Origin of the sequence: Nostoc sp. (assembly GCF_036917275.1) — a bacterium.
Classification (GTDB): Bacteria; Cyanobacteriota; Cyanobacteriia; order Cyanobacteriales; family Nostocaceae; genus Nostoc.
In genome coordinates this window covers 73,871-97,168 of sequence record NZ_JBALDF010000044.1, presented here as the reverse complement: position 1 = coordinate 97,168, position 23,298 = coordinate 73,871, and the positions used below count along the sequence as shown (strand labels likewise).

The 23,298-nt window shown below is 40.8% G+C and carries 18 protein-coding genes and 2 pseudogenes; 5 read left to right on the top strand and 15 right to left on the bottom strand.

The window, feature by feature from the left end:
- Positions 1-89: 89 nt before the first annotated feature.
- From V7K35_RS17150 to pstS, 7 genes are all read right to left on the bottom strand, one after another.
- Complete coding sequence (locus tag V7K35_RS17150; RefSeq protein ID WP_335080422.1) at positions 90-794, bottom strand: SDR family oxidoreductase; 705 nt, start codon at positions 792-794, stop codon at positions 90-92.
- An 80-nt stretch (positions 795-874) separates the two neighbouring features.
- On the bottom strand, positions 875-2,161 hold the full coding sequence (locus V7K35_RS17145; protein ID WP_335080421.1) for an IS1/IS1595 family N-terminal zinc-binding domain-containing protein: 1,287 nt from the start codon (positions 2,159-2,161) through the stop codon (positions 875-877).
- A gap of 184 nt (positions 2,162-2,345) precedes the next feature.
- Positions 2,346-3,125: a phosphate ABC transporter ATP-binding protein gene (locus V7K35_RS17140; protein WP_335080420.1), complete on the bottom strand. Its 780-nt coding sequence runs from the start codon at positions 3,123-3,125 to the stop codon at positions 2,346-2,348.
- 589 nt (positions 3,126-3,714) lie between these two features.
- Positions 3,715-4,494: a phosphate ABC transporter ATP-binding protein PstB gene (gene pstB / locus V7K35_RS17135; protein WP_335080419.1), complete on the bottom strand. Its 780-nt coding sequence runs from the start codon at positions 4,492-4,494 to the stop codon at positions 3,715-3,717.
- 34 nt (positions 4,495-4,528) lie between these two features.
- Positions 4,529-5,410, bottom strand: coding sequence for a phosphate ABC transporter permease PstA (pstA, locus tag V7K35_RS17130; protein ID WP_335080418.1), 882 nt, complete (start codon positions 5,408-5,410; stop codon positions 4,529-4,531).
- Positions 5,411-5,471: 61 nt separating this feature from the next.
- Complete coding sequence (gene pstC / locus V7K35_RS17125) at positions 5,472-6,473, bottom strand: phosphate ABC transporter permease subunit PstC (protein ID WP_335080417.1); 1,002 nt, start codon at positions 6,471-6,473, stop codon at positions 5,472-5,474.
- Positions 6,474-6,657: 184 nt separating this feature from the next.
- The gene (gene pstS / locus V7K35_RS17120; RefSeq protein WP_335080416.1) at positions 6,658-7,701 is read right to left on the bottom strand and encodes a phosphate ABC transporter substrate-binding protein PstS; all 1,044 of its coding nucleotides are present in this window, start codon (positions 7,699-7,701) and stop codon (positions 6,658-6,660) included.
- A 528-nt stretch (positions 7,702-8,229) separates the two neighbouring features.
- Here pstS and V7K35_RS17115 point away from each other — a divergent pair.
- A pseudogene (locus V7K35_RS17115) lies at positions 8,230-8,382 on the top strand (RDD family protein); the annotation flags it as partial.
- A 172-nt stretch (positions 8,383-8,554) separates the two neighbouring features.
- On the opposite strand, the gene V7K35_RS17110 reads toward V7K35_RS17115, so the two are convergent.
- On the bottom strand, positions 8,555-9,340 hold the full coding sequence (locus V7K35_RS17110; protein WP_335080415.1) for a DUF1868 domain-containing protein: 786 nt from the start codon (positions 9,338-9,340) through the stop codon (positions 8,555-8,557).
- Between the two features lie 200 nt (positions 9,341-9,540).
- Between V7K35_RS17110 and holA the strand changes: the two genes are divergently transcribed.
- Together holA and V7K35_RS17100 are read left to right on the top strand one after the other, a co-directional pair.
- Positions 9,541-10,530, top strand: coding sequence for a DNA polymerase III subunit delta (gene holA / locus V7K35_RS17105; protein ID WP_335080414.1), 990 nt, complete (start codon positions 9,541-9,543; stop codon positions 10,528-10,530).
- Positions 10,531-10,639: 109 nt separating this feature from the next.
- Positions 10,640-11,164 carry a DUF4168 domain-containing protein gene (locus V7K35_RS17100; protein WP_335080413.1) on the top strand — a complete coding sequence of 175 codons (525 nt, stop codon included), beginning with the start codon at positions 10,640-10,642 and terminating at the stop codon, positions 11,162-11,164.
- A gap of 8 nt (positions 11,165-11,172) precedes the next feature.
- On the opposite strand, the gene V7K35_RS17095 is transcribed toward V7K35_RS17100, so the two are convergent.
- From V7K35_RS17095 to V7K35_RS17085, 3 genes are all read right to left on the bottom strand, one after another.
- Positions 11,173-11,787: a helix-turn-helix transcriptional regulator gene (locus V7K35_RS17095; protein WP_335080412.1), complete on the bottom strand. Its 615-nt coding sequence runs from the start codon at positions 11,785-11,787 to the stop codon at positions 11,173-11,175.
- A gap of 743 nt (positions 11,788-12,530) precedes the next feature.
- Entirely contained in the window at positions 12,531-16,178 is a 3,648-nt protein-coding gene (locus tag V7K35_RS17090) for a PAS domain-containing sensor histidine kinase (RefSeq protein WP_335080411.1), read from the bottom strand.
- A 185-nt stretch (positions 16,179-16,363) separates the two neighbouring features.
- The gene (locus V7K35_RS17085; protein WP_335080410.1) at positions 16,364-18,739 is read right to left on the bottom strand and encodes a glycoside hydrolase family 31 protein; all 2,376 of its coding nucleotides are present in this window, start codon (positions 18,737-18,739) and stop codon (positions 16,364-16,366) included.
- Between the two features lie 347 nt (positions 18,740-19,086).
- Here V7K35_RS17085 and V7K35_RS17080 point away from each other — a divergent pair, with 347 nt between their 5' ends.
- Complete coding sequence (locus tag V7K35_RS17080) at positions 19,087-20,103, top strand: Vgb family protein (RefSeq protein WP_335080409.1); 1,017 nt, start codon at positions 19,087-19,089, stop codon at positions 20,101-20,103.
- 169 nt (positions 20,104-20,272) lie between these two features.
- Here V7K35_RS17080 and V7K35_RS17075 read toward each other — a convergent pair whose 3' ends face one another.
- The 4 genes from V7K35_RS17075 to V7K35_RS17060 are packed head-to-tail and all read right to left on the bottom strand — an operon-like array spanning position 20,273 to position 22,635.
- Entirely contained in the window at positions 20,273-20,611 is a 339-nt protein-coding gene (locus V7K35_RS17075; protein ID WP_335080408.1) for a hypothetical protein, read from the bottom strand.
- A complete protein-coding gene (locus V7K35_RS17070) occupies positions 20,611-20,991 on the bottom strand; it encodes a hypothetical protein (RefSeq protein WP_335080407.1) in 381 nt (126 codons plus the stop codon). Before V7K35_RS17070 ends, V7K35_RS17075 begins: the two co-directional genes overlap by 1 nt.
- Before the next feature lie 2 nt (positions 20,992-20,993).
- Positions 20,994-22,208 carry an Nramp family divalent metal transporter gene (locus tag V7K35_RS17065; RefSeq protein ID WP_335080406.1) on the bottom strand — a complete coding sequence of 405 codons (1,215 nt, stop codon included), beginning with the start codon at positions 22,206-22,208 and terminating at the stop codon, positions 20,994-20,996.
- Entirely contained in the window at positions 22,201-22,635 is a 435-nt protein-coding gene (locus V7K35_RS17060) for a hypothetical protein (RefSeq protein WP_335080405.1), read from the bottom strand. The genes V7K35_RS17065 and V7K35_RS17060 overlap by 8 nt, the downstream gene beginning before the upstream one ends.
- A gap of 42 nt (positions 22,636-22,677) precedes the next feature.
- On the opposite strand from V7K35_RS17060, the pseudogene V7K35_RS17055 reads away from it, so the two are divergent.
- Positions 22,678-23,112: pseudogene (locus V7K35_RS17055) on the top strand (FAD-dependent oxidoreductase); the annotation flags it as partial.
- Positions 23,113-23,298 lie beyond the last annotated feature (186 nt).

Below are 23,298 nucleotides of genomic sequence, written 5' to 3'. Positions count from 1 at the left end.
CATAACAGCTTATATCTCTGTAAATTTTGCCTTTTTTGCTAAATTTTCAGGTCTTTCCCAGGCAAGAATTATGTAGGTGTACTGGCACTCTAAAAAAACAAATGACTATCAGGTTGAATGTTAATTTCCATTGGCACAGCTTGCGGTTCGGCAGAAAGGGCAAAGAAAATTGCATTGGCGGCAGTTTCAGGACTGAGCATTTTTTTCCGGTCTACTTTTAGGTTGACGTTATCCCAGAAAGGAGAATCTACCCCACCAAAGTAGAATAGCGTGAACTTGATACCAAAACGCTTGAGTTCCTCTGCCATGCATTTACTGAAACCGACAACACCAAACTTAGAAGCAGAATAAGCCGCTGCCATTGCCATTGAATGCTTGCCCAGAATTCCTACTAGATTACAGATGTGACCAGACTTGCGCTTTTGCATCTCTTCAGCAGCCGCCTGAGTGGTGTAAAAGCTGCCTTTTAAATTGACATCTAGCATCTTGTCTAAATCAGCGGGTTCCAGGCTGTTGTAAGGCTTGAGTATACCAGCACCAGCTGCATTCACCAAAATATCGATTTGACCAAACTCAGCGACGGTCTTTTTTATCAAAGTATCTACTTGTTGGGGGTCAGTAATATCGGTGGGAACGGTCAAAACTTGCCCTGGTAAATCAGCGGCCAGTGTTGTTAAACGAACTGCATCTCTGGCAGCCAGTATCAACCGGACTCCGGTGGGCGCAAGTTTATGTGTTAACGCTGAACCAATACCACCAGTAGCACCGACAACAACAACGACTTTATCCTGCATCGTATTATTTACATTTATTTACATCTTTTTACATAATACTGAATTACAGCTCAGGTTGTACGTAGATATCCAGAAAGTATTTACTTGCAAAGTAGCGGCGTTACCTCATATTCCTTGCCACTCGCCTTTAATGTAAATGTGGGAGATGATTTTAGATATTTGGTAAAATTGGAACCTAACTTTAATTTTTTGATAATTGAATTAGGAGATTCCCCAGTTATTCTCTGTATCTCTGTACCTAGCTTTGACACAGATAATTTAATTTTAGGAGAATTTATTTGGAGATGTTGAATTATTTTTAAGAGAAATTTATCTAATGTTTCTCCATCAGAAATGGTAGTAAAATCTTCTTGTTTCTCCTGTTGAATAGATTCTGTAGATAACTCTTCTGGAAGAGAAACTATTTCTTCAATTTGTGGCTGCTTTTGATTAGAGTTGATATTGATATTGCATCTTTCTTGAAATAAACTAGTAATAGCCGCTAAACTGTGTAATCGAGCATTGATTGAATCTTGTTCGTTTTTAATTAAATCTTGAATTTGCTCAACTACTTTTTCAAAAGATGGAACTTCTGTTGCCATTGATAAGGAATAATGAGTTAATTTGCCAGTATTCCGATTTTCTATATGCAAATTTTGTCCTTGTCTACGTACCCAATAGACAATTAATCCTTGATTTTGGAGTTCGTTACAGAGGTGGATCAAAATGCCATCGCTAGAACAGGCCAAGATTTCTTTAGCTGTCGGATAAGAGCGTAAAATACAAGCACCAAGTGCGATCATTTTTGCATCAGCACTATCCTTACCTCCAGGCACATGGACAAGTTGATAGCCACGGTTATATAGTTCAATATCTTGTTTACCAATACTTTGATTTCTCCAGTTAGCAAATGCGATTTTAACTTGGAGAGGATACTTACAGACACTGGCTAAAAATAATTCTGAATTAATATCTAATTTTAAGTTTTCCGCATCCAAAAGTAGAAGGGAGATTCCTGTTTCTAATTGATGTTGAATTTCAGTTTTTTGTGGAAACTTTTGGAGCAATTGACTGAACACAGCAGATTCTAGCCAATCAGGCGATAATATAGTTTGCAGCAGTTCTTCAGCTAATGTAAAACTAAAAGAGCTAAGGCTTTTCTCTGTAACTTTTTCTTCTAATAGGTTTTTTACTAAAGAAAGTTCTCTAGTTTCAGGTATAGATATTTTAGGATGCCCGTTGCTGTTAGCAAGCAAGTCAGTTTCCAGGGAACGAGGGAATGCAGGCTCAAGAAATTGTTTACCACAATTTTTGCAGAGGTAATTCTGCTTGTCATTCCTACGACCATTTTTACGATATAAAGTAGATTCGCACCGGGGACATTTCATCTTCTGATTCAGGTGGTCTAGAGCAAATACTGGTCTTAGGTATATAGTATCAAAAAATACTGTATACGTCAGTTTATATTGCCCAACACAAGATAAACTCAAAGTAAGCAGAAATTAAATTCAACCTTAATTTACGCTTGCATTATGTCGTAGCTCTCTAAATAGCTAAAATTTAAGAAACACTTCAATTGATGCGGGCGAAAACGTAGTCGCGGGTGCGAGAATCCACAGGGTTAGTAAAGATTTTATTTGTAGTACCAAATTCAACCATTTGAGTAATGCGATTTTCATTACTACAAAAGAAAGCCGTAAAATCAGATAGGCGAGGAACTTGCTGCATATTGTGAGTAACAATCACAATTGTCAACTCAGAGCGCAAGTTATGGATTAGATGTTCAATTTTCATGCTACCGACAGGATCAAGACCTGAACAAGGTTCATCCATCAACAAAACGTTCGGTTTGACTGCTAAAGCACGGGCAATACATAATCTTTGTTGTTGACCGCCAGAAAGCTCTAAAGCAGATTTGTGCAGCTTATTTTTCACTTCATCCCAAAGTTCAGCAGCCTTGATGGCAGATTCAACAATCCCATCTAATTCTACTTTCGGATGCCATCCAATTAATTTCACCCCATAGGCGACATTATCGTAAACGCTCATGGGAAAAAGATTTGGCTTGGGAAAAATCATACTAACTTGGCGACGTAAGCGATTGATGTTGACACGACGCTCATAAATACTCTGTCCAAAAAATTCCACTTTTCCTTCAACTCTCACTTCTCCTTCTAATTCACTCATGCGATTTAACGATTTAAGAAAAGTAGACTTGCCACAACCACTAGAACCAATAATTGCCGTGACTTGGTTTTGGTAAATATCCATTGACACGCCTTCAACTATCTTTTGAGTGTCGTAATATAAGCTGAAGTTTTTGACTCTGATGGCTGGAATTAGTTTACTCATATTCCTAAAACGTGTGAAACAAAACTTGATGAAGTAAAGCAGTAGAAATCAGCGCCGCTGTTTCACTATGTTACTACCAAAAGGAGATGTTCATGGAAATTACGTAGCTATACAAAAGTCATACAGCAGATAAACTGTTAGTAAATATTTATATTAAGACTGTATCCCTAAATTTCTCTTTTACAGACTTTTTATACCTACTTATTGCACCTTGACCTATATACTATCCTTTCCGATTAAAAGGATTCGGGTTGGTTCGACTTAAAATATCTATGTAGAAATAAAAATATTAATATCATCATATACCCTTCATAGGTAGTCAAACAATTTTGGATTTTGGACTTTCCTACGGAACGCTACGCGTAGCTTGCTTCCCCGTAGGAGTACGGTTACGCTCAGTCGAACGGTTTTAGATTTTAGATTAACCCCATGCCTGTATGCGCGTTCCCGCTCTTTAAGCAGATAGTTTTAGGACTTACGCAAAAATTGCTAAAAAGCTTAATTTATCGAACCGCCAAGACGCCAAGAGCGCCGAGAATTCGTAGAGTGTGCGTAAGTCCTAAGTTTGACAAAAATCATTGGACATACCTTAACCGAATCGCCCTGAAATGTAATCGCGGGTGCGGGGGTCTAGTGGGTTGTTAAAAATTTGCTCTGTAGCACCAAATTCAATCATTTGACCAATGCGACTTTCATCGATGCTAAAGAAAGCCGTAAAATCAGAAACGCGAGCGGCTTGCTGCATATTGTGGGTAACGATCGCAATTGTCAACTCAGACTGCAAACTATGGAGCAGTTCCTCAACTTTCATGGTAGCGATGGGGTCAAGAGCCGAGCAAGGTTCATCCATCAGCAGAACTTTCGGCTTGACTGCTAAAGCACGGGCAATACATAATCTTTGTTGTTGACCACCAGAAAGCCCTAAAGCTGATTTATCCAGCTTATCTTTGACTTCATCCCAAAGAGCAGCGCTGTGAAGTGCAGATTCGACGATTTCATCTAATTTTAATTTTGAATGCCTGCCTGCTATTCTCATACCGTAGGCAACATTTTCGTAAATACTTATAGGAAAAGGATTCGGTTTTTGGAACACCATACCAATTTGGCGGCGTAACCGATTGATATTGACACGAGGAGCATAAATATTCTGACCAAAAAACTCTACGTCTCCTTCAACTTTCACAGGTCCTTCTAATTCGCTAATGCGATTAAGAATTTTGATGAAGGTAGATTTACCACAACCACTAGGCCCAATAATTGCCGTTACTTGATTTTGATAAATATCTATTGACACCTTTTCAATTGCTTTTGTTATGCCATAGTAAAAGCTGATATTTTTAACTTTGATAGCTGGAATTAGGTTATTCATACTTGCCCAAGCTGTAAAAAACAAAAATTTATTTTTACTTTATTCTTCTTTGGCTAATAACTAAGCGAGAGAGAATACTGACGCATAAAATTAAGCCGAGTAGAACTATAGAAGTAGTCCATACTAATTGGCTTTTTTGCGGGTCGGGGTCGTTGTAGAGGTTAAAAATCAATACTGGTAAGGAAGCTGTTGGACTTAACAATCCTTCTGACCAATCTAGACTAAATAAAGCAGTAAAAATTAAGGGTGCTGTTTCACCAGCAGCACGAGCTACAGCTAATAAAATGCCTGTAGTAATTCCGGGAATTGCAGCAGTGACAACGATGCGAAAGGTAGTTTGGAAACGAGTTCCTCCTAAAGCAGCGGAGGCGAGGCGTCCAGATGTGGGGATAAGTTTTAAGGATTCTTCTGTTGTCAGTATAATCATAGGTAGCATAATCACGGCTAAAGCAAAACCGCCTGCGATCGCACTAAATCCTTTAGTTACCAAAACTATCACACCGTAAGCGAATACGCCTACAACGATTGAAGGCACGCCCGTAAGAATACTGCTGATAAAACGAACAATACCAGTAATTGGGTTCGTTTGACCAAATTCCGCTAAGAAAATTCCTGTCATTATCCCTGTAGGGATGCTTAAAAGTGAACCGATTACTACCATGATTATGGTTCCCAAGATGGCATTGCCAAAGCCATTGTCAATCACTGCTTTGACAAACATATCTGATTTCAGTCCAGATATTCCCCGGACAAGAATTTCCCACAAAATTGATATTAAAGGAATGAGTGCTAGACCAGTCAAACCAAAGGCGATCGCATTCATTCCATAAGTAAATATTACTCGCTCTGTTGGCAAAGGACTGCATAATTCTCTTGCCAGAGATTCATCAGTTTTTGACTGGATGTAACCACTCATATTTTTTGAATTTTGATTTTTAAAGTTTTTATTACATTAAGATATTTGTATTAAGGTAGTACTATTTATTTTTCCTACCAACCCATTTCACCAAAAGTACAGCGTCAACATTTACAGCTAGAGTTAACCCAAACAAAATAAACGCCAAATAGCTTAAAGCGCCTATATGCAAACCCGGTTCAGCTTCGGCAAATTCATTAGCTAATACAGAGGGAATTGTATAACCTGGATTGAGTAAAGAAGCACTGATTTGAGTAGAGTTACCAATCACCATAGTGACAGCCATTGTTTCACCCAAAGCACGCCCTAAGGCGAGCATTGCTGCACTCACCATTCCCGAAAATCCAGCTGGTAGCAAGACCCGAAAAATTGTTTCCCAACGAGTGCTACCTAAAGCCATAGATGCGCTACGTAATTCTTTAGGGATAGCCATCAAAACATCACGAGTAATTGCTGCCATTGTAGGCAAAATCATGATGGCTAGAATAATTCCAGCAGTCAACATATTAGTCCCAGAAGGGTCTTCTGTATTAAACAGTGGTATCCATTTAAAAGTACTGGCTAGCCACTTTTGTAGAGGTTCTAAAACTGGAATAAAGACAAAAATCGCCCACAAACCAATAATGACACTGGGAATTGCTGCAATTAATTCAACAACAAATGCTAAGGTTATTCGGAGCGATGAATGTAAGAAATTTTCACTCGTGACTAAGGCTACTGCTATTCCGACTGGGACAGCGAATAAAATAGCGATCGCACTACTTACCAAAGTTCCATAAATATAGGGTAATGCACCAAAAATCTGATTACCTGTATCCCAATCTTGGCCCCACAAAAACCCCAGTCCAAACTGCTTAATGGCTGGTAAAGCTTCGTGTAAAATTACCCAACTCATCAAAAATAGCACTGCAACGGTAATCACGGCAAAAAAGTATACTAGCCGTGTAAAACCTTGGTCAAACCAAAAATTTGTACCGTTGATAGCTGTTAGATTAAAATTTTCATCGCTTAGATTTAAATCATCTGATGAATTTCTATCGGCTGGTTGCGATGAATTTACCATTACAAATCAATAAAATAGATTTTTTTCTTATTAATAGAGTGAGTTGTAAATTCACCATACTAGACCATCGATTCAGTAATCAAAAACCTAACCCCCCAGCCCCCAACTCTTGTAGGGTTGGGTGAGAGGTTCTTCCAGGATTACGAATCGATGCTCTAAAAGAGGAAAATAGTAAGATTACAAATTAAGGTTTGACAGAGCTATTCACTGTCTGAAGTACACGATTTGCCACATCAGATGGAATCTGGGTGTAGTTGAGGTCATCGTTATATTGCTGACCGTCTTTCAATACCCAATTAATCCATTTCTTAATAGCATCAGCTTTAGAAGCATTAGCATACTGTTTGTAAACCATAATCCAGGTAAGACCTACGATGGGATAACCTTGTCCTGGGTCTCCTACAAAAACGCGGTAATTGTCTGGGAAAGTGACAGTTGACAAAGCTGCATTTGCAGATTCTAAAGAAGGAGCAACAAATTCTCCTCTCTTATTTTGTACCAGCGCTGATTTCAGATTGTTTTTGACAGCGTAGGCATATTCAACATAACCAATAGAACCAGGAGTACGAGATACTAAGGCAGCTACGCCTGGGTTGCCTTTGCCTTTGAGGACATTTGGTAGATTCCATTTGGGAGCAGTGTTAGTTCCAACTCTACCTTTAAAATAACCGCTGGTAGCACTTAAGTGGTTAGTAAATATGAAAGTTGTACCGCTACCATCGGCGCGAACAACAAACTTAATTGATTGATTTGGTAGATTGACACCCGGATTATCAGCTTTAATTTTTGCGTCATCCCATTTGGTAATTTGACCGGAGAAAATTGCTGGTAGTGTACTACGGGACAATTTAAGATCATTAACGCCTGGAAGATTGTAAACCACAGAAACAGCACCGCCGGCTGTGGGTACTAAGATTACACCGTTCTTGACTTTAGCAATTTCATTATCTTTCATTGCGGCATCACTACCACCAAAGTCAACAGTTCCAGCAGTGACTTGACGAATACCACCACCACTACCAATTGCTTGGTAGTTAATTTTCAAGTCTGGATATTTCTTCTTAACTTCACGAGCATAGCGTTCGTAAAGTGGAGCCGGAAAAGTTGCTCCTGCACCATTGAGAGTTTCAGCTTGTGCGATCGCACCAAAAAATGGACTGAGTGCAACAGAAGTGGTCACCACTGAAGTAGCAACAACACGATTCAAGATGGTGGTCGAAAAAATCATATTACCTGTGATTAAAGGAATATCTTCCTGCTGTAATTTCAGCCTTAAATTAACTTACATTTTTTTTAGTTAACGATGAATAAACAAAAGATTAAGGTAGGTTTAACTTTTACTTTTAACTAAAAATATTTTTATTTACTAATATTAATATTAATTGAGTTTTACAATTTACCAATCCGCCGCTATCTAAATTATTTCATGTTTACTTGCGGCTAAAACACATTACTAAAAGTATAAATTGGTACTGTTGATTGACTCTACAATCTTGATTATAACCTTGCTTATATTTGTCCTTACTTGGAGTGTCTTATCGACACAACTATTAAATTTTATTGAAAACTTTTTTACTAATAGCATAAATTTAGGAGTTTGGTTATTAGCAATTTCCTTCATTAGACCTCTTGCATAAGTCGAATAGACCCCCCTTAATCCCCCCGATATATTGGGGGGAAACTTTAAATATTGCCCCCTCCCCTTCATAAGGGGAGGGTTGGGGAGGGGTGATTCAAGGATTTTTGCAAGAGGTCTATTATCGCCTTTGTAATTTACATTAGCTATTTTGTATTTTTTGAAACCTTATGGTTTGGGCAAACCTCTAGTAAACGTTTTGCTGAAATTCGCGTTGTTCGAGATGATGGTAGACTCATCAGGCTACAACAAGCAACGTTACCTACTTACTTAATATTAAACAATAATTCATAAGTTAGAATTCAGGAGTCCGAATAGTTAAAGAATCAGAAGAATATTTGATGAATGAATATATCGATCATCCTAAACTCCTGATAAATCCTGACTCCTGAATACTGAATTCTTACATTCTTACGTTTATTGTGAAGATGCTCCGCGAATCAGGTCAAAAACTTAAAATTGGCCAGTCTGGTTCACGATAATAGCGTGTCATATTGTCAAACTTCCGCAATTCGACGCGATGAATCAAAAATTCTGGCAAATTTAACAGCCATTGATCATTCAATTGAGAAAGCATTGTGCTGAAACTTGTGCGGTCTAAGTCAGATGAAACCTCCCCAAAATAAGCTAATGTAATATGGGCTGTGAAGTGATAATGCTGCTCAATACCCAAAGCAATTAACTTAGGATTTTGATAAATTGTTCGACGAAATTTAATAATTTCCTCGTAGCAGCGTTCATCTTGAGGTACTAAACAAACAGCTACAGCTCTTGGCATCAGTATCAGTCCCAGCATTTGCCATTGAATTGGATGACTCCTGTTTGTCATCAATTGTTGATATTGCTGAAATATTTCTGTTAAACAAGAGTGTAACTCCTGGTCAAAATTGGGATTTTTTTCGCAGGTGTCAAGGTAAGCACTGTCCCAAATTAAATCCGCTAAAGTCAGATGGAAGCTAGCAGGAGGTACAGGTACAATCAAATTACGGTTTACAGGCAACTGTAAAAGTTCCTGTTGGTAAGTCTGTAATTTGGCATAGAAAGCAGAGTTTTGTGATTCTTCTGCCGGCGGGGTAGTTAGCGTATAGCCAGGAAAGGACGCTGCTTGTCTCAACCCAGAATGTGGCTGGAATTTAGAAGATTCCTGAATATGCTGGACTTGGGATTTGTAAGCTTCTGGCAGGGTCAGTCGTGCTAACCGATTTAAGTAAGTTTGATAGTTGTCGTCCAATCTTCATAGCCTCACGCTCTCACTTGATAGATTTTAGGGAAAATTACCTTGATTGACAGAATGATTTCAAAAGTATTTAGTTTTTGGGTGTGATGGTTGAGGGGGTGGGGAGTGGGGAGTGCTGAGTAAAGAAGTAGGGAATCTCACTTTTTTACTCAGAACTCGGAACTGTTTTGCCCAATAACCAATGAGGTTTATCTATGCCAATCTATGTTTACTGGGGTGAAGATGATTTTGCCATAGAAAAGGCGATCGCTATGCTGCGCGATCGCGTCCTTGATCCCCAATGGATCAGTTTTAATTACACTTCATTCCCCCCAGATCAAGCTGATGCTGCTATCCAGGGGTTAAATCAGGTGATGACACCCACTTTTGGCGCTGGTGGGCGCTTGGTATGGCTGATAAATACTACTCTGTGCCAACACTGTCCAGACAACGTGTTAGCAGAATTGGTGCGATCGCTACCAGTTATTCCCGAAAACTCATTTTTATTGCTCACCAGCCGCAACAAGCCAGATGAACGCCTCAAATCCACGAAATTGTTAAAACAATTTGCTACCGAATTCCGAGAATTTCCCCTGATTCCCCCTTGGAAAATAGAATTGCTGGTGCAATCTGTTAATCAAGCAGCCCAGACTGTGGGCGTGAAACTGAATGCTAATACTGCCCAATTGTTGGCAGAGTCTGTAGGAAATGATACAAGGCTTCTCTACAATGAGTTAGAGAAATTGCGGCTATATGCCCAAGGTAGCAATAAGCCTTTAGATGTAGATACCGTGACGAAGTTAGTAAGAAATACTACTCAAAATAGCTTACAATTAGCAGCAGCAATCAGAACAGGAGATACAGCTAAAGCTTTGACAACGTTAGCGGATCTGATCAATGCTGCCGAACCGGGATTACGGATAGTTGCCACACTAATTGGACAATTTCGCACCTGGGTATGGGTCAAGATTATGATGGAAAGTGGTGAGCGCAATCAACAAGCGATAGCTATTGCTGCTGATATCGGTAATCCTAAACGGATCTACTTCTTACAGCAAGAAATTAGGCTGCTTTCTATGCAACAGTTAATCTCTTGCTTACCCCTACTACTGGAGTTAGAAGTCAGCCTCAAGCAAGGAGCATCAGAAATGTTAACACTCCAGACTAAAGTCATCGAACTTTGTCAAGTATGCCAAGGAAGTTAACAATCAAATATAAAAGCTTGATGTATTGAGCAGTTGCTGGAACTTCCAACTCCGAAAATAATTCCAAGTCCTTATAATATCCCTGATGTAGTTTTGTGTTACACACTATATGAATAAAACTTCCGACTTCTTTTTCCCACCTAGCCGAAAGCGAATTCTTTTCCAATCATTCTTTTTCTGTGCGATCGCTACTGTGAGTGTGATTTCCAATGCGTTTTCATTGAGTTTAAAAGCTGATGGTCAAACTCCAACACCAATAGTCAACAATACTGAAATCAACAGTTACGCTCAAGCCGTGCTAGCAATGGAGCCAGCCCGTCAAAATGCCTTTGAAGAAATTAAAAAGCTTATTGGCAATGGAGAAATTCCCAAGATTGTTTGTAACGATCCTAACAGTATAAAGGATCTTCCAACAAAGGCTCAAGATATCGCCAAAAATTTCTGTACTCTCTCTGAAAAAATTGTCAAAGATAATGGTTTGAGCAATGATCAGTTCAACAAAATTACTATGGAACTACAAAATAACAATATCTTATTAAAACAGCAGGTTTCCAATACTTTATTATGCCTACAAAAAGCTCCAAATACAATTAAGGACACAGCATTGTGCCCCAACTTGCATAATCAATTATGATTGCGATATTACTCTTCAAGTACAAGAGATGCTTGTCGCTTGGTGTGAATATTTTTCATGTGCTTTTTTACGGTGTTGATAGTGATGTAAAGTTTATTAGCAATTTCTTTGTAGCTATAGTTGCTTCTATAGAGAAACCAAATTTCAGCTTCTCGCGGCGTCAGGTCAAATTTTTTAACTTCAGTGAGTGCTACATTTTTCACAGACTCATATTGGTTTTCTATGGTAACTAATAAGCAAGGTACTTCAAACCCATCTAAATCTAGCAATCTCACCCTAATACGAAAAATATTTGACTTATCAAGCACAATCTCATCTGACAGAATTAGCAGTTTATCAGAAAACAAATACCGACTATTGAGTAACGATTTACAAAGATTCCAGATGGCTAGGGGGACAAAATTCTGGTTAAACTTGCCTTGATTAAATTGACAACAAAGGCGATGAGCAGATGCATTAGCATGAATCACTTTACCAGCCTTGCTTAAAATTAATATACCGTCTTCTAAGCCTTCAATTACTTCTTGTAAAAAATTAGCTCGCTTCGACTCATGTAAGTTAATACTATCTAGCTGTTGTGGTTCAGCTACTATTTGTACTAATGTCTTTGTTAGAGCAATCATAGGAGGTATTGTAATGTATCAAATACTGCTTATTAGTTAGATTTCTGGTAATTGGAAGATGCACATCTTTTTTACATGATTACTTTAATAAATTACGTAAATATTACAGATAAATCATGATAATAGCAGGAATGCAAGTATTATTTTTAACATAATTTTCAGATAATACCCAAACAACAATTTATGTAGCCTGTTTGGATTAACTCAGGTTACATAATTTAAATACAACTCTAAAATTGCCTATTTCGGAAGTCGCTTCCAATAAGTTTTGGATAAGTTCTCCCCGCCTGTAGTCACCTCGTTATAGCTTTTCCTAACGCTCTTTTATGTCTCTGAAGAGAGAAAAATAAGATGCTGACCTTGAATCTTTTTAAAGCCTGTACCTCACCCTGATCAAGAATAAGTATCTCCTCTCTCCAGACTCACGCAGAGGGGTGAGGTTTTGTGTAGTTCATCTGGGAACTGCTAAAAAAATGGAGTATAAAACAGCAAGCCTTTTTAAGGGGAATCATTGCATTGCCTACTGAATCGGTGTTCTAGTAAATAGCGATCGCTCCAATACAAAATAATTATTCATATTGAGATAAAAATATACATATAAATATTTTTCTAATGCAGGTATTCACCAACTACACTAAATTGCAAAGGAAAAAACTGCTTTTTAGTAATTGGTAATTGGGGAAAATTTGGAATTTTGGATAAATTTTGATATTAGGAAGAAGGAAATAGGGGATGAGGAGAGGCTACGAGGCTGCGAGGGGGCGACTTTTCAAAAGTGGTAGCTTGACTGTAAACCTTGCTCCTTGCTCTTTACCTGGACTATCTACGTGGATAGTACCGCCATGTAATTCTACTAAATGACGCACGATCGCTAATCCTAGTCCTAATCCACCATAGGTTCTAGTGTTAGAACTATCAGCTTGACGAAAGCGATCAAAGACGTAAGGAAGAAAGTCAAGACTGATACCAATGCCTGTGTCAATCACCTGAATTTGGGCATATTTATCCGTTGTCTGTTGTTTTTCACCAGTGACTATTGACAATCGCACCTCTACCCGTCCTCCTACGGGTGTGAATTTGATGGCATTGGATAGCAGATTCCAGATGATTTGCTGCAAACGCTCGAAATCCCCAGAAATTAAGAATTGAGAATTTTCGCCAAGCTTGCTGTCCTCTGAGTGTTGATTGGTTTGGGATTGTGCTTCTAGAGATTCTAGATTTTCGCGATTGATTCCTAATCCCAAATCTGAATTTTGCGCGAAAGTGACGACGGGGAGTATCCCCAGTGGCGCATTTTGCGTTTCTTTTGAGGGAATCAGGGAAAATCTCAAATCGATTTCCTTGGCCTGGGCGGCTAGACTAACAGTCTCAATGGCTGATTCAATTATCCCAACCAAATTGCAACTACCAACATTGAGGCGTAACTTGCCTCTAATCATCCGTGATATGTCCAGCAGGTCTTCAATTAGCTGGGTTTGCGCCTTAGCATTGCGCTCAATTGTCTCCATAGCCCTAGCCATTTGGGTTTCACTGAGCTTGCTTCGTTGCAGTAATTGCGCCCAGCCAAGGATGGCATTGAGGGGCGATCGCAACTCGTGGGACAATATCCCTAAGAATTCATCCTTCATGCGATTAGCATCTTGCAACTGCTCAGTTTGTTGTTGCAAAGAAGCAATTAAATTAGCCCGTTCCATTGCGATCGCTATTTGGTCGCATACTGCTTGCATCATCCCCTTTTGATTGTCGGTGAAGCTTAACCGAGTGCGGCTGCCAAAAGAAAGAGTACCCAACAGCTGTCCTTGAGCAATCAATGGGTATGCATAATAAGCAGTAATACCTAAAGAGCGAATCAATTCTGTTTTCTCTTCAGTTGATTGCTGAACATTCTCTACAGCTATAGGATGGCGTGAGAGCGCTACAGTACCACAAACCCCTTGACCAAATGCCAACCTCTCAATTTCCTTTGCCATCTCCTCAGAAATGCCACTGTGAGACTTCAACCGCATTACCTGAGAGTTATCCTCAACCAAATAGTTAAAGTAAATATCTAAACCAATTTGGTCTCTTAGTTTTCGGTAGACGCTATCGATTAGTACTACTGGTTGTTGGCTTGATAGTAAATCGTTAGCTGTGTCAAATAGTAGATTTAGCCTTTTGTAACCTAACGAGAGTGCTTTTTGTGTCTCCTTAAGGTTGCTGATTTCTTGGAACACCAAGATACAAGTAGCCGGATGCCCGTGCATTGCTGGCAGGGTATCAGCAAATACTAGTAGAGAGCGGACACCACCGGGAGTGTGCCAGTCTACTTCCAATCCATTCAAGCGTTCGCCAAGGGCAACCCGCACTCCTGGCATTTGCTCATTGGGAATGCGATCGCCAGCTGCATCTGTGTAGTGGTAAACTGTGTGATAATCTGCGGCTGGTACACCTTTGGGAAATTCGCCCCCAGCTAATTCGTCAGCAGAGCGATTGGCAAAAGTTACCCGCGCCGTTCCTGGTTCGATAAACAGCAACGGTCTTGGCATCAGATTTAATACATCCTCCAGCCATTTTTGCTGATTTAAAAGTACTTCCTCTGCCTGTTTGCGCTCCGTAATATCTAAAAATGCACCAACGCTTCCTCTAGTTTTACCCTCTTCGTCAAACAGGGGTGCAACATACTCCAACAGGTTGACAATTTTTCCATTTTCATGGACGACATCAAGTTCGCAATCCAGAACTTCGACACCATGAGTTGCAGAGTATTGCATTGGCAGTTCTTCTGCTGAGAGTTCTTTTCCTTCGCGGTAGATTTTAAAGCTTGTCAGTTTTTCGCCACTGGGAGCGTTGAGGGAGGCATTTGTATCTGAGGATATTCCCAACTGTTTGGCAAAAGCAGGGTTGACCTTGATATTTTGGCATTCTGGATCTTCAGCAATGCCAATTCCAATGGGAATCACCTCCAACAAAGTTTGTAACTCAGCAATGCGGCGCTGTAAATCCTTATTTAGTTGTAAGATTTGTTCCTTAGCCTGTTTTTGTTCGCTGATGTTGCGAGTCACAGTTGCTAAGGCAATTGGCTGACCTGTGTTATTGTCTGTAACAGTGAAGATGTTGTAATCAACTGGTATCGGTTGACCTGTTTGGAGGTGACAAAAGCAGAATTCTCCCTGCCAGCGCCCTTCTAATAGCACAGTCGGCAATATATATTCTTGAAAATAGGCTTTGTCTTTGGGCATGACGTAATCTAATACTGCTTTTTGCCTCACTTCATCAAGGCTTGCAAGCCCTACCAGCTTTTGACCTGCATCATTTATGTAGAGTAATTCACCCTCAAGGGTGGCGATGCCGATAAAGTCAGAGCTATTTTCTACTAGCGATTTAGCATCTACAAAACTCCCCAGTTTAGCTTCGTAGGTTCTCAGTGCTTCTTGGGCAAGATCACGTTGATGGCTGAGACGTTCAATAACCGCCGCACTTTGCCAAATCAAAACAGTAAAAATCACAATCAGGACGATCGCAAATACCGATACTGCAAAAGCTGGATCGTATTGTCCTGCCCGTTGACCTTCAACAATTATCCACCCTAAAATAAAAGGGACTGCGATCGCAGCAATTAATAAACGACGTGCAAGTAAGCCGCCGTCGGTATCACTTGTAACTACTCTCATTAACCCCTGTTCTGCCTGTGCCCAGAGAATGCCCATACTTAGTAAGAGGAACAACATTGCTGTGTGTAATGGCATTGATGTTGTATAAGGGGCAAGTCCGTAGAGAACTTTCACTTTGTAGGCATAGCCCATGAGCGCCTGAAAGGAAATTAAAGTAGCTATCAAAGCGATAATCTGGACATACCAATAACTGCGGTCGCTTTTTGGATCAACCACAATCTGTAGGGCGACGCCCACCAGCATGAAGTTCAGTGCTGTGTTCACCCCCATTAGCCCCGGACGCAATGTCGCTATACTAATTAGCGAATCACGCGATAGCAGTTCGTCAATACCAAGATTCCAGCCAAACAGATATTCACAGACTGTAAGCACAGCAATTGTGGTAGCCGCTATTGCACAGATCCTAGAAATTAGAAGAGTAGGGAAGTGGGGAAATAATTTTGAGTCGCACCTTTGGTGCGCTTCCAGCACAACTTGAATTTTGAATTTTGAATTGTTTCCCCCTCCTCTTAAAAACAGCCACAGCGACACACCACACAGCACAAAACACAGCGCTGTGTTGACTTTCATTGTCGCCGGACTACCAGGGAAGCCGCGCTTGAGAACTTCAATGCCAAGCCACCAGCCAACTAGTACCAAGCTGCCAACAAAAACAGTGATCGCACTTGCAACTTTTCCCACAAGTGAATTTGTAGTAATTTTAAATCTGTTTTGCAGCCGCAAGCGGTTAACATTTAACATTGAGTGTTCTCTAACCGCATCTATCTAGCGTAGTAAATTTACGTATTTCTTACGGTTTAACTATTTATACCTTTGTATTGTATGTTACCCTTTGACTTGCTTTTCATCTACCCTTATGCATATTTTTTCTTGGACAATTAAAAATCAGAAATAAAGGTGGTTCAAAAAACCACCTTTGTGGTCTATCAGAATTGCAGGCTACGTCGCTTACCATCATCTTGGAAACGTTGCTCTCCAACACCAACAAGTTCTACAATCACTTCACGCGGTGCAGATGTCCATTCCCCAACTCTCACTCCAATTTCCACAACTGTTTGGTTTGCCTCTGTAAATACGCTTATATTTGTTAGCGAAAAATTTTTATCTTGATACTCATTTGTCTGTCCATCATCTTCAAATAGCTGGTATTCGTTATTACCAGGCCAAATGCGTAATCGAATCTCGTCGAGTGGGGCTTGATCAACGTATTGCTTGACAGGTTGCATGGGAACGATCGCACCACTACGGACATACAGTGGCATTCTTTCTAGTGGTGCATGAGCAAGAATGTGAATCGGGCCTTCATAACGCTCATCACTCCACCAATCATACCAAGTGCCAAGGGGTAAATAGACAGATCGATGCTCAACTCCAGGGCGGTAAATTGGTGCAGCCATCAGCGACGCACCTAGCAATACTTGATCGTAGAGGCTATAGGTTTTCGGATCGTTGGGGAAATGGTACAATAATGGTCTTAAAATCGGTGCGCCTGTTGTTGCTGCTTCCCAGAAAAGACTATAAATGTAGGGAAGTAATTGGTAGCGTAGATTAATGTATTCTCGACAGATATTTTCAACGCGATCGCCAAATACCCAAGGTTCATGACGAGCAGTAGACATTGCCGAATGACCGCGCATCATTGGGTAAAGCATTCCTACCTGCATCCAGCGAGCAAATAATTCAGCTGTGGCGTTACCAGCAAACCCGCCAATATCGCAACCCACAAATCCCACACCCGAAAGTCCCATGTTGCAAAGCATCGGCAGAGACATTTCTAAATGCTCCCACAACGATTGGTTATCCCCCATCCACACAGAAGACCAGCGTTGCACCCCAGCATAACCCGATCGCGTTAACACAAACGATCGCTCCGAGCTTCGATGCCGTTCCAATCCTTCATAGCAAGCCTTAGCCATCATCAACCCATACAAATTATGCACTTCTGTATGAGTCACATCAATTTTAGATTTTGAATTTTGAATTTTGAATTTTGAATTCTCTCCCTCTCCCCCCTGTGGCGCATCTAAGGGAAACCAAATTTTATCACCTTCATCACCAAAGGGGCGATCGTTTATGGCAGGTTCATTCATATCATTCCAAATTCCTGCCACACCAACATCAGTTAGACTTTTGTGTAAATCAGCCCACCAGTTACACACATCAGGACGTAAAAAGTCAGGAAAAACAGCTTTCTCAGGCCAAACGTAGCCGTGGAACAACGTACCATCAGCTTTCCGCACAAAATAGTCGTTTTCTAATCCTTGATCAAAAACATCATAATTACCTTCTGGTTCATATTTCACACCAGGATCAATGATTGTGACTGTTTTGAAACCATCCTGTGCTAAATCACTAATAAGTTTTGCGGCGTTGGGGAAACGCTGGGGACTCCAGGTAAATACCCGATAGCCCCGCATATAGTCAATATCGAGGTGAATGACATCGCAGGGAATGCGGCGTTGGCGAAATTCCTTTGCTAGTTCCCGCACAACCGTTTCTGATTCGTAACTCCAGCGACATTGATGATAACCTAGCGCCCATTTCGGCGGTAATGGCATTCTCCCAGTTAGCTGAGTGTAAGTCTCCAGGATTTGGGCTGGTTCAGGACCGTAAATAATGTAATAATCCAATTCACCGCCACGAGTCTCCATCTTCCAAATACCTGGTTGTTCAGCACCGATATCGAACTGACTCCAAAAAGTGGTATTGAAAAAGATGCCATAGCTTACCTCTGGGCGCAAAGCCATAAAAAATGGAATTGCCTGGTACATTTCATCAGTCAGTGCATCATAATCTAAAGAATCCGTTGTCCAGTTGGTTTTTACTTCGCTGAGTTTATCCAGAAAGCCTGTGCGTTCACCAAAGCCATAGAAATGTTCATCGGCTGCAATTTCTTTCCACCCTGCAACTGCGCCCATCCGCCAACCTATACCCATCTCTGCATCTTGGGCAAAGGGGCGATTATCTTTATCAAAACAGGCGATGCGACACTTTTCTCGCTGGACGCACACACGAATCTGTGCTGTTTCAATTTCTACCGTTGTTTCAGTCTCCTGGACTGCAAAAGGTGTTGTCGCCCATTCTGTATCATCCAGCGTCACTGCCCAAGAGCGGCGAGGCATAAATTCCCCAGTTTGTGCAAAACGCACACGGATTAAATTGGGAGCAAGTAAGCTGATGGTAAGGCGTGAGTCACCACAGTCAAAATTAATAATATTATTGTCCCAGGTTACAGCTTTTACATTGCTAACAGTTGTCCAAGGTTGGTTAGTAGTGGGTAGTTTTCCGAAATATTGCGGCATATCAGTTATTCAGCAGGTTAACACTTATCCGCATTCATGATTACAGAGATACTCAGCCTGAAACTCTTTCTTTCGCTAGAAGTTGGCTGAAAGATTAGGAGATATTTTTTACCAAGAATGGTTTTTGTAATGCACAAGTTATTGTTACCACACTAAATACCAATACGCTTGCGTTAAGGAAATTTATTAGTTGAGGCAGCCAGAGCAGGGGATGCAGGGAAAGCAGCGCAGGGCAAACGCATCTAAATTACTTTTGCTTACAACCAAAGTTAAGAACCAACAAGGATAGGCTACAAATTTATGATTAACTGTACTAAGTAATTATGGTTGTAGGAGCTAACAAAATTATGAGATTTTTCAATTTTTGTCAAATCAGCCTCCCACTGATAAGCTTTGTCTTACTAGGATGGATAGCCCCAAGAGCTAACGCAGCACTTTTAGTGGGGAGTTATAATAATAACTCCGTTCTGCGCTACGACGAAAAAACGGGAGAATTCATTGATGACTTGGTTCCTTCCGGTAGTGGCGGACTACAGGGAACAACTGGTTTAACTATTGGTCCCGATAAAAATCTCTATGTTAGTAGTATTTTGAGCGGTAGCGTCAAACGTTACGACGGAAAAACAGGGAATTTCATTAGTACCTTTGTTCCTTCCGGTAGTGGTGGACTAGATGCACCTGAAGACTTGGTTTTTGGGCCTGACAGCAACCTCTACGTTACCAGTATTAACAGCCGCACTAGTAATAGTGTTCTACGCTACAACGGGCAAACAGGAGCTTTTATCGACACTTTTGTCCCATCAGGTAGCGGCGGACTCAGTGCACCTTTTAGTTTGAGCTTTGGTTCAGACGGAAACCTCTACGTCAGTAGTACTCTTACTGATAGTATTTTAAGGTACAATGGGAAAACCGGAGCTTTTATCGACACTTTTGCAACAGAAGAAAAAGGGTCAGAAGCTGGTGGCTTGACCTTTGGGCCAGACGGCAATCTCTACGTCGCTAACTTTAAGGCTAACAATATTTCGCGCTTTAACGGTAAGACAGGAGCTTTTATCAACACTTTTGTCCCGGCTGGCAGTGGCGGACTCAATGATCCTGTCAAGCCAATCTTCGGTCCCGACGGAAACCTTTATGTTAGTGGTTTAAATAGTAACAATGTGTTACGTTATGACGGCAAGACAGGAGCTTTTATTGACACCTTTATCCCAGCCGGTAGAGGCGGATTAAATGGGGCTGGCTTTTTGGCTTTCACTGAAGACACAACTGTTGTTCCTGAACCTAGAATGGATCTAGCTGTGTTGGCGGTTGGTGCTGTGCTAGGAGCAAGCAAGGTACTTAGCCGTAAGCAGAAAGCCATATCATAAAAATCTAGCTTGCTTAAGAGGAGGTAATAATTACGAATTACGTAAGCGCCACGCAAAGCGAGTCCGCATACCTCTACTCTTAAGCAAGCTACGAACAGCGTCTCCCAGAGAGCGTCATTATCAATTACGAATTATTTTGACATCATACTTCTGTCTCCTTCAAGCCAAGTTACTCTATATCCTGCGGTTGCTCGTTTAATGACTTTAATGCATCTAAACTACAACGCAAACGCGGCTTGTCAGGGTCAGTCAAATCTAGCTTGTCCCAAGGTACTGTATAACCACCGTAAATTTTACGCGCCCCAAGTAGATGCAAAATTTTTAACCCAATTGTCCAAGCGGATAGCCGTTCTAACACCGCAGCATAACCGATAAGATATTCCTTAACAATCCATTCTTCGCCTTGTTGTTCGGCGCGTACTTCCTCAATGCGTCCGACGGTTTTACCAGTTGAGTCTAATACTGGTTTACTCAGCAGTAATTCTAGATGAATTTCACGAGTTGTCATTATCCCCCTCCTGGAATTCGGGCGATGATGCGATCGCGCAGCCATTTTTCATAGCCGAAAGTTGGTGTTGCTTCAGCTTCAACATCGACTTCGACATCAATACCAATATCCCGCACTTTTGACCACGGAATCCGAAACGGTTCACTTTGTTTAGCGCCCCATTTACTTGCGATTGATGCTACCAAAGATGCCAAGCGGGGATTTAGCCGTTTGGCAAGGGTTGTTACTCCTACTTCTATATAAGCAAGTCGTGGTGGTTCGCGTAGGCTTTGCCCGTCGAAGGCATCGCGTAACTCTATCACTACGCCATCAACTTTACCCATTTTGCGTTGATTGCGGTCAACTAATTGGTTATCAAGGACATCTCTAATAATATCCATTTCTATCCTCCAACAATTTCCAGTGGAATAGCAACGATCGCTAACACAAATGTCAGCGCAATTGTAAAAATGACAACGCTATTACTAATCCAGCCGTTGCGATACTTGCCAACATAGGATTCATCGTTCATTAAAACTATAAATGGTATGATCACAGGCGGCAAAATCACTGCTGTAATTGCCATTGAAAACAAAGTTAATTGCAATGGGTCGATCCCAAATACCATCAATAACGAGGCAAGAAAGACAAATACGGTGTAAATTAAACTAAAGCGTGCGGCATCTTTTGCTTTAAGACTTTCGCCCCAATTCCAACCAAAGGCTTGAGCAACGTCATAGGCTGTATCGAGGCTTACTTCTAATGCTGCACCGAAGCAGGCAATGCCCAAAGATGCTGCAAATAGAATAAAACCCCAATAACCAAAAGGTTCTGTCAACATCAGCGCCGCCTGTTCGTAGCTATCAACCTGGATGCCTTTGGGTTTGAGTACTAATGTTGCTACAATCAACACCCCCAGTGAGACAACGCTACCAAAGCCCATCCCCAAACCAGCGATGGCGCGATTCACACCAATATGTCCTTCATCCCATTTATCTTCCACTGCACCAGATGAGTAGAAATAAAATAGGTAAGGGCTGATTATCGCACCCAAAATGCCAACTGCCAGGAATAAATAATGTACGGTGTCTTCTGGTGGCAGAGTTGGCAATAAACCAGTACCAATTTGTGTCAATGATGGATGTAATTTAAACGTGGCGACGATAAATACCAGTGTAATTAATCCTAATACGGAAATACCATTTTCAATGAGACCAAAGCTGCCATACCAAAGTATTAACCAAATTGCAAAGGCCACGGGTAAAGCAAACCACTGAAAGCCAATGCCTGTTAATAGTTGCAAAGCAATACAAACACCGCCAATTTCAGATCCTAAAATTAGAAAATCAACAACAACTTCTGCAATTAAGGGAATGATATAAAAGTTGAACCCAAAACGTTCCCGCACTGCCGCAGCTAACGTATGTTTGCTCACTGCTGCCAAGCGACCAGACATTTCTACTAAGAAAATTACACAAATTGTACCGAGAATAATCGCCCAAATCAGTTGAAACCCAAATTCAGAGCCGGCTTCAGCAGCAGTTGCGATCGCACCTACATCTAAAAAACCGCCGATACTGGTAACAATCCCAAGAGCGATTTCAAAAATTTTATTCATTGGTTTGCCCTGCAACTTTTCTTAGCTTGTTTAGCGATCGCTTTTCTGCTGCTAATTCTCCAAGTTTTTGCCGTACCGTTAAACGATTTTTTTGTGCGACAGCCCTAGACATTTCCTCTGTTTTATTTGCTAACTGGAAAACTTCAGCTATTAGTACTGATTTATCATGTTTGCTCACATCTTTAGCTAACTTTATTTCGTCTATTTTCTCTTTTTCTTTTCGCAGTTCTTCCGTGGCTCTTTTCAATGTTTGTTCAGCGTATTTATTTGGCAGAGCACCGCGTATCCAAGCATCACCAACCATATTTGCTGTTGCTACCCAAGAAGATACACAAAGTGTATCTTTGTCTATATCTTCTGCGGACGTTTTACCACTGCAAGAAACTAACAATGTCAGTATTAATAAACAATTAATTACAGATGCCAATTTACCAGGCTTCGGCATTCTTAGACCCTTCATAGCCAACATAAGTATATTTTGGGCGCAAAACTTGTTGCTCAAAGTCATACAACAGCAATTAATACTATAGAGGCGATCGCCACCCAAAAAAACATTAACTGCGACTTGGAGAGACTTGACGGCTATCTTTTTCCGCCAGACCTGAAATCAATAGATGAGATTCAGCAGGAGTTAGAAGCAGTACACCGGGTCGGACTCACTAACGTAGAAATGGTGAAGAAAGCCCCGTTGAGCGATTTTTATACAGGAGTGTGTCTACGCTTTCCCCAACAAGGGCAATTTTATCCACTGAAATATCTAACTGGACTTGCAGAAGCTATACAACACCGTGGTGGTATAATCTATACGGAGGCACACGTAGAAAAAATTCCAGGTGGTTTGCCCGCCCGTGTTAAGACGAGCAGTGGTAAAGTTGTGAGAGATGATGCTGTGGTAGTAGCGTAGGCGTAGCTCAACCCAAGGATTGTAGCCCTTTATGTCCAATTGAACCTTAACTCTTAGGCAAGCCGCCGTTCGCACCTTTAAGTGCGTACAGTTACTGTTATCCGTTACCAGCTCTTCCTAAATTGCCTTTATATATACAATAATTATACTTTGTTAGTCAGATTAACGCAGACTTAAAACACTTTC

Coding starts and splice junctions, on each gene's coding strand:
- V7K35_RS17150 (WP_335080422.1), bottom strand. CDS start 794: ATGCAGGATAAAGTCGTTGTTGTTGTCGGTGCTACTGGTGGTATTGGT.
- V7K35_RS17145 (WP_335080421.1), bottom strand. CDS start 2,161: ATGAAATGTCCCCGGTGCGAATCTACTTTATATCGTAAAAATGGTCGT.
- V7K35_RS17140 (WP_335080420.1), bottom strand. CDS start 3,125: ATGAGTAAACTAATTCCAGCCATCAGAGTCAAAAACTTCAGCTTATAT.
- pstB (WP_335080419.1), bottom strand. CDS start 4,494: ATGAATAACCTAATTCCAGCTATCAAAGTTAAAAATATCAGCTTTTAC.
- pstA (WP_335080418.1), bottom strand. CDS start 5,410: ATGAGTGGTTACATCCAGTCAAAAACTGATGAATCTCTGGCAAGAGAA.
- pstC (WP_335080417.1), bottom strand. CDS start 6,473: ATGGTAAATTCATCGCAACCAGCCGATAGAAATTCATCAGATGATTTA.
- pstS (WP_335080416.1), bottom strand. CDS start 7,701: ATGATTTTTTCGACCACCATCTTGAATCGTGTTGTTGCTACTTCAGTG.
- holA (WP_335080414.1), top strand. CDS start 9,541: ATGCCAATCTATGTTTACTGGGGTGAAGATGATTTTGCCATAGAAAAG.
- V7K35_RS17100 (WP_335080413.1), top strand. CDS start 10,640: ATGAATAAAACTTCCGACTTCTTTTTCCCACCTAGCCGAAAGCGAATT.
- V7K35_RS17095 (WP_335080412.1), bottom strand. CDS start 11,787: ATGATTGCTCTAACAAAGACATTAGTACAAATAGTAGCTGAACCACAA.
- V7K35_RS17090 (WP_335080411.1), bottom strand. CDS start 16,178: ATGTTAAATGTTAACCGCTTGCGGCTGCAAAACAGATTTAAAATTACT.
- V7K35_RS17085 (WP_335080410.1), bottom strand. CDS start 18,739: ATGCCGCAATATTTCGGAAAACTACCCACTACTAACCAACCTTGGACA.
- V7K35_RS17080 (WP_335080409.1), top strand. CDS start 19,087: ATGAGATTTTTCAATTTTTGTCAAATCAGCCTCCCACTGATAAGCTTT.
- V7K35_RS17075 (WP_335080408.1), bottom strand. CDS start 20,611: ATGACAACTCGTGAAATTCATCTAGAATTACTGCTGAGTAAACCAGTA.
- V7K35_RS17070 (WP_335080407.1), bottom strand. CDS start 20,991: ATGGATATTATTAGAGATGTCCTTGATAACCAATTAGTTGACCGCAAT.
- V7K35_RS17065 (WP_335080406.1), bottom strand. CDS start 22,208: ATGAATAAAATTTTTGAAATCGCTCTTGGGATTGTTACCAGTATCGGC.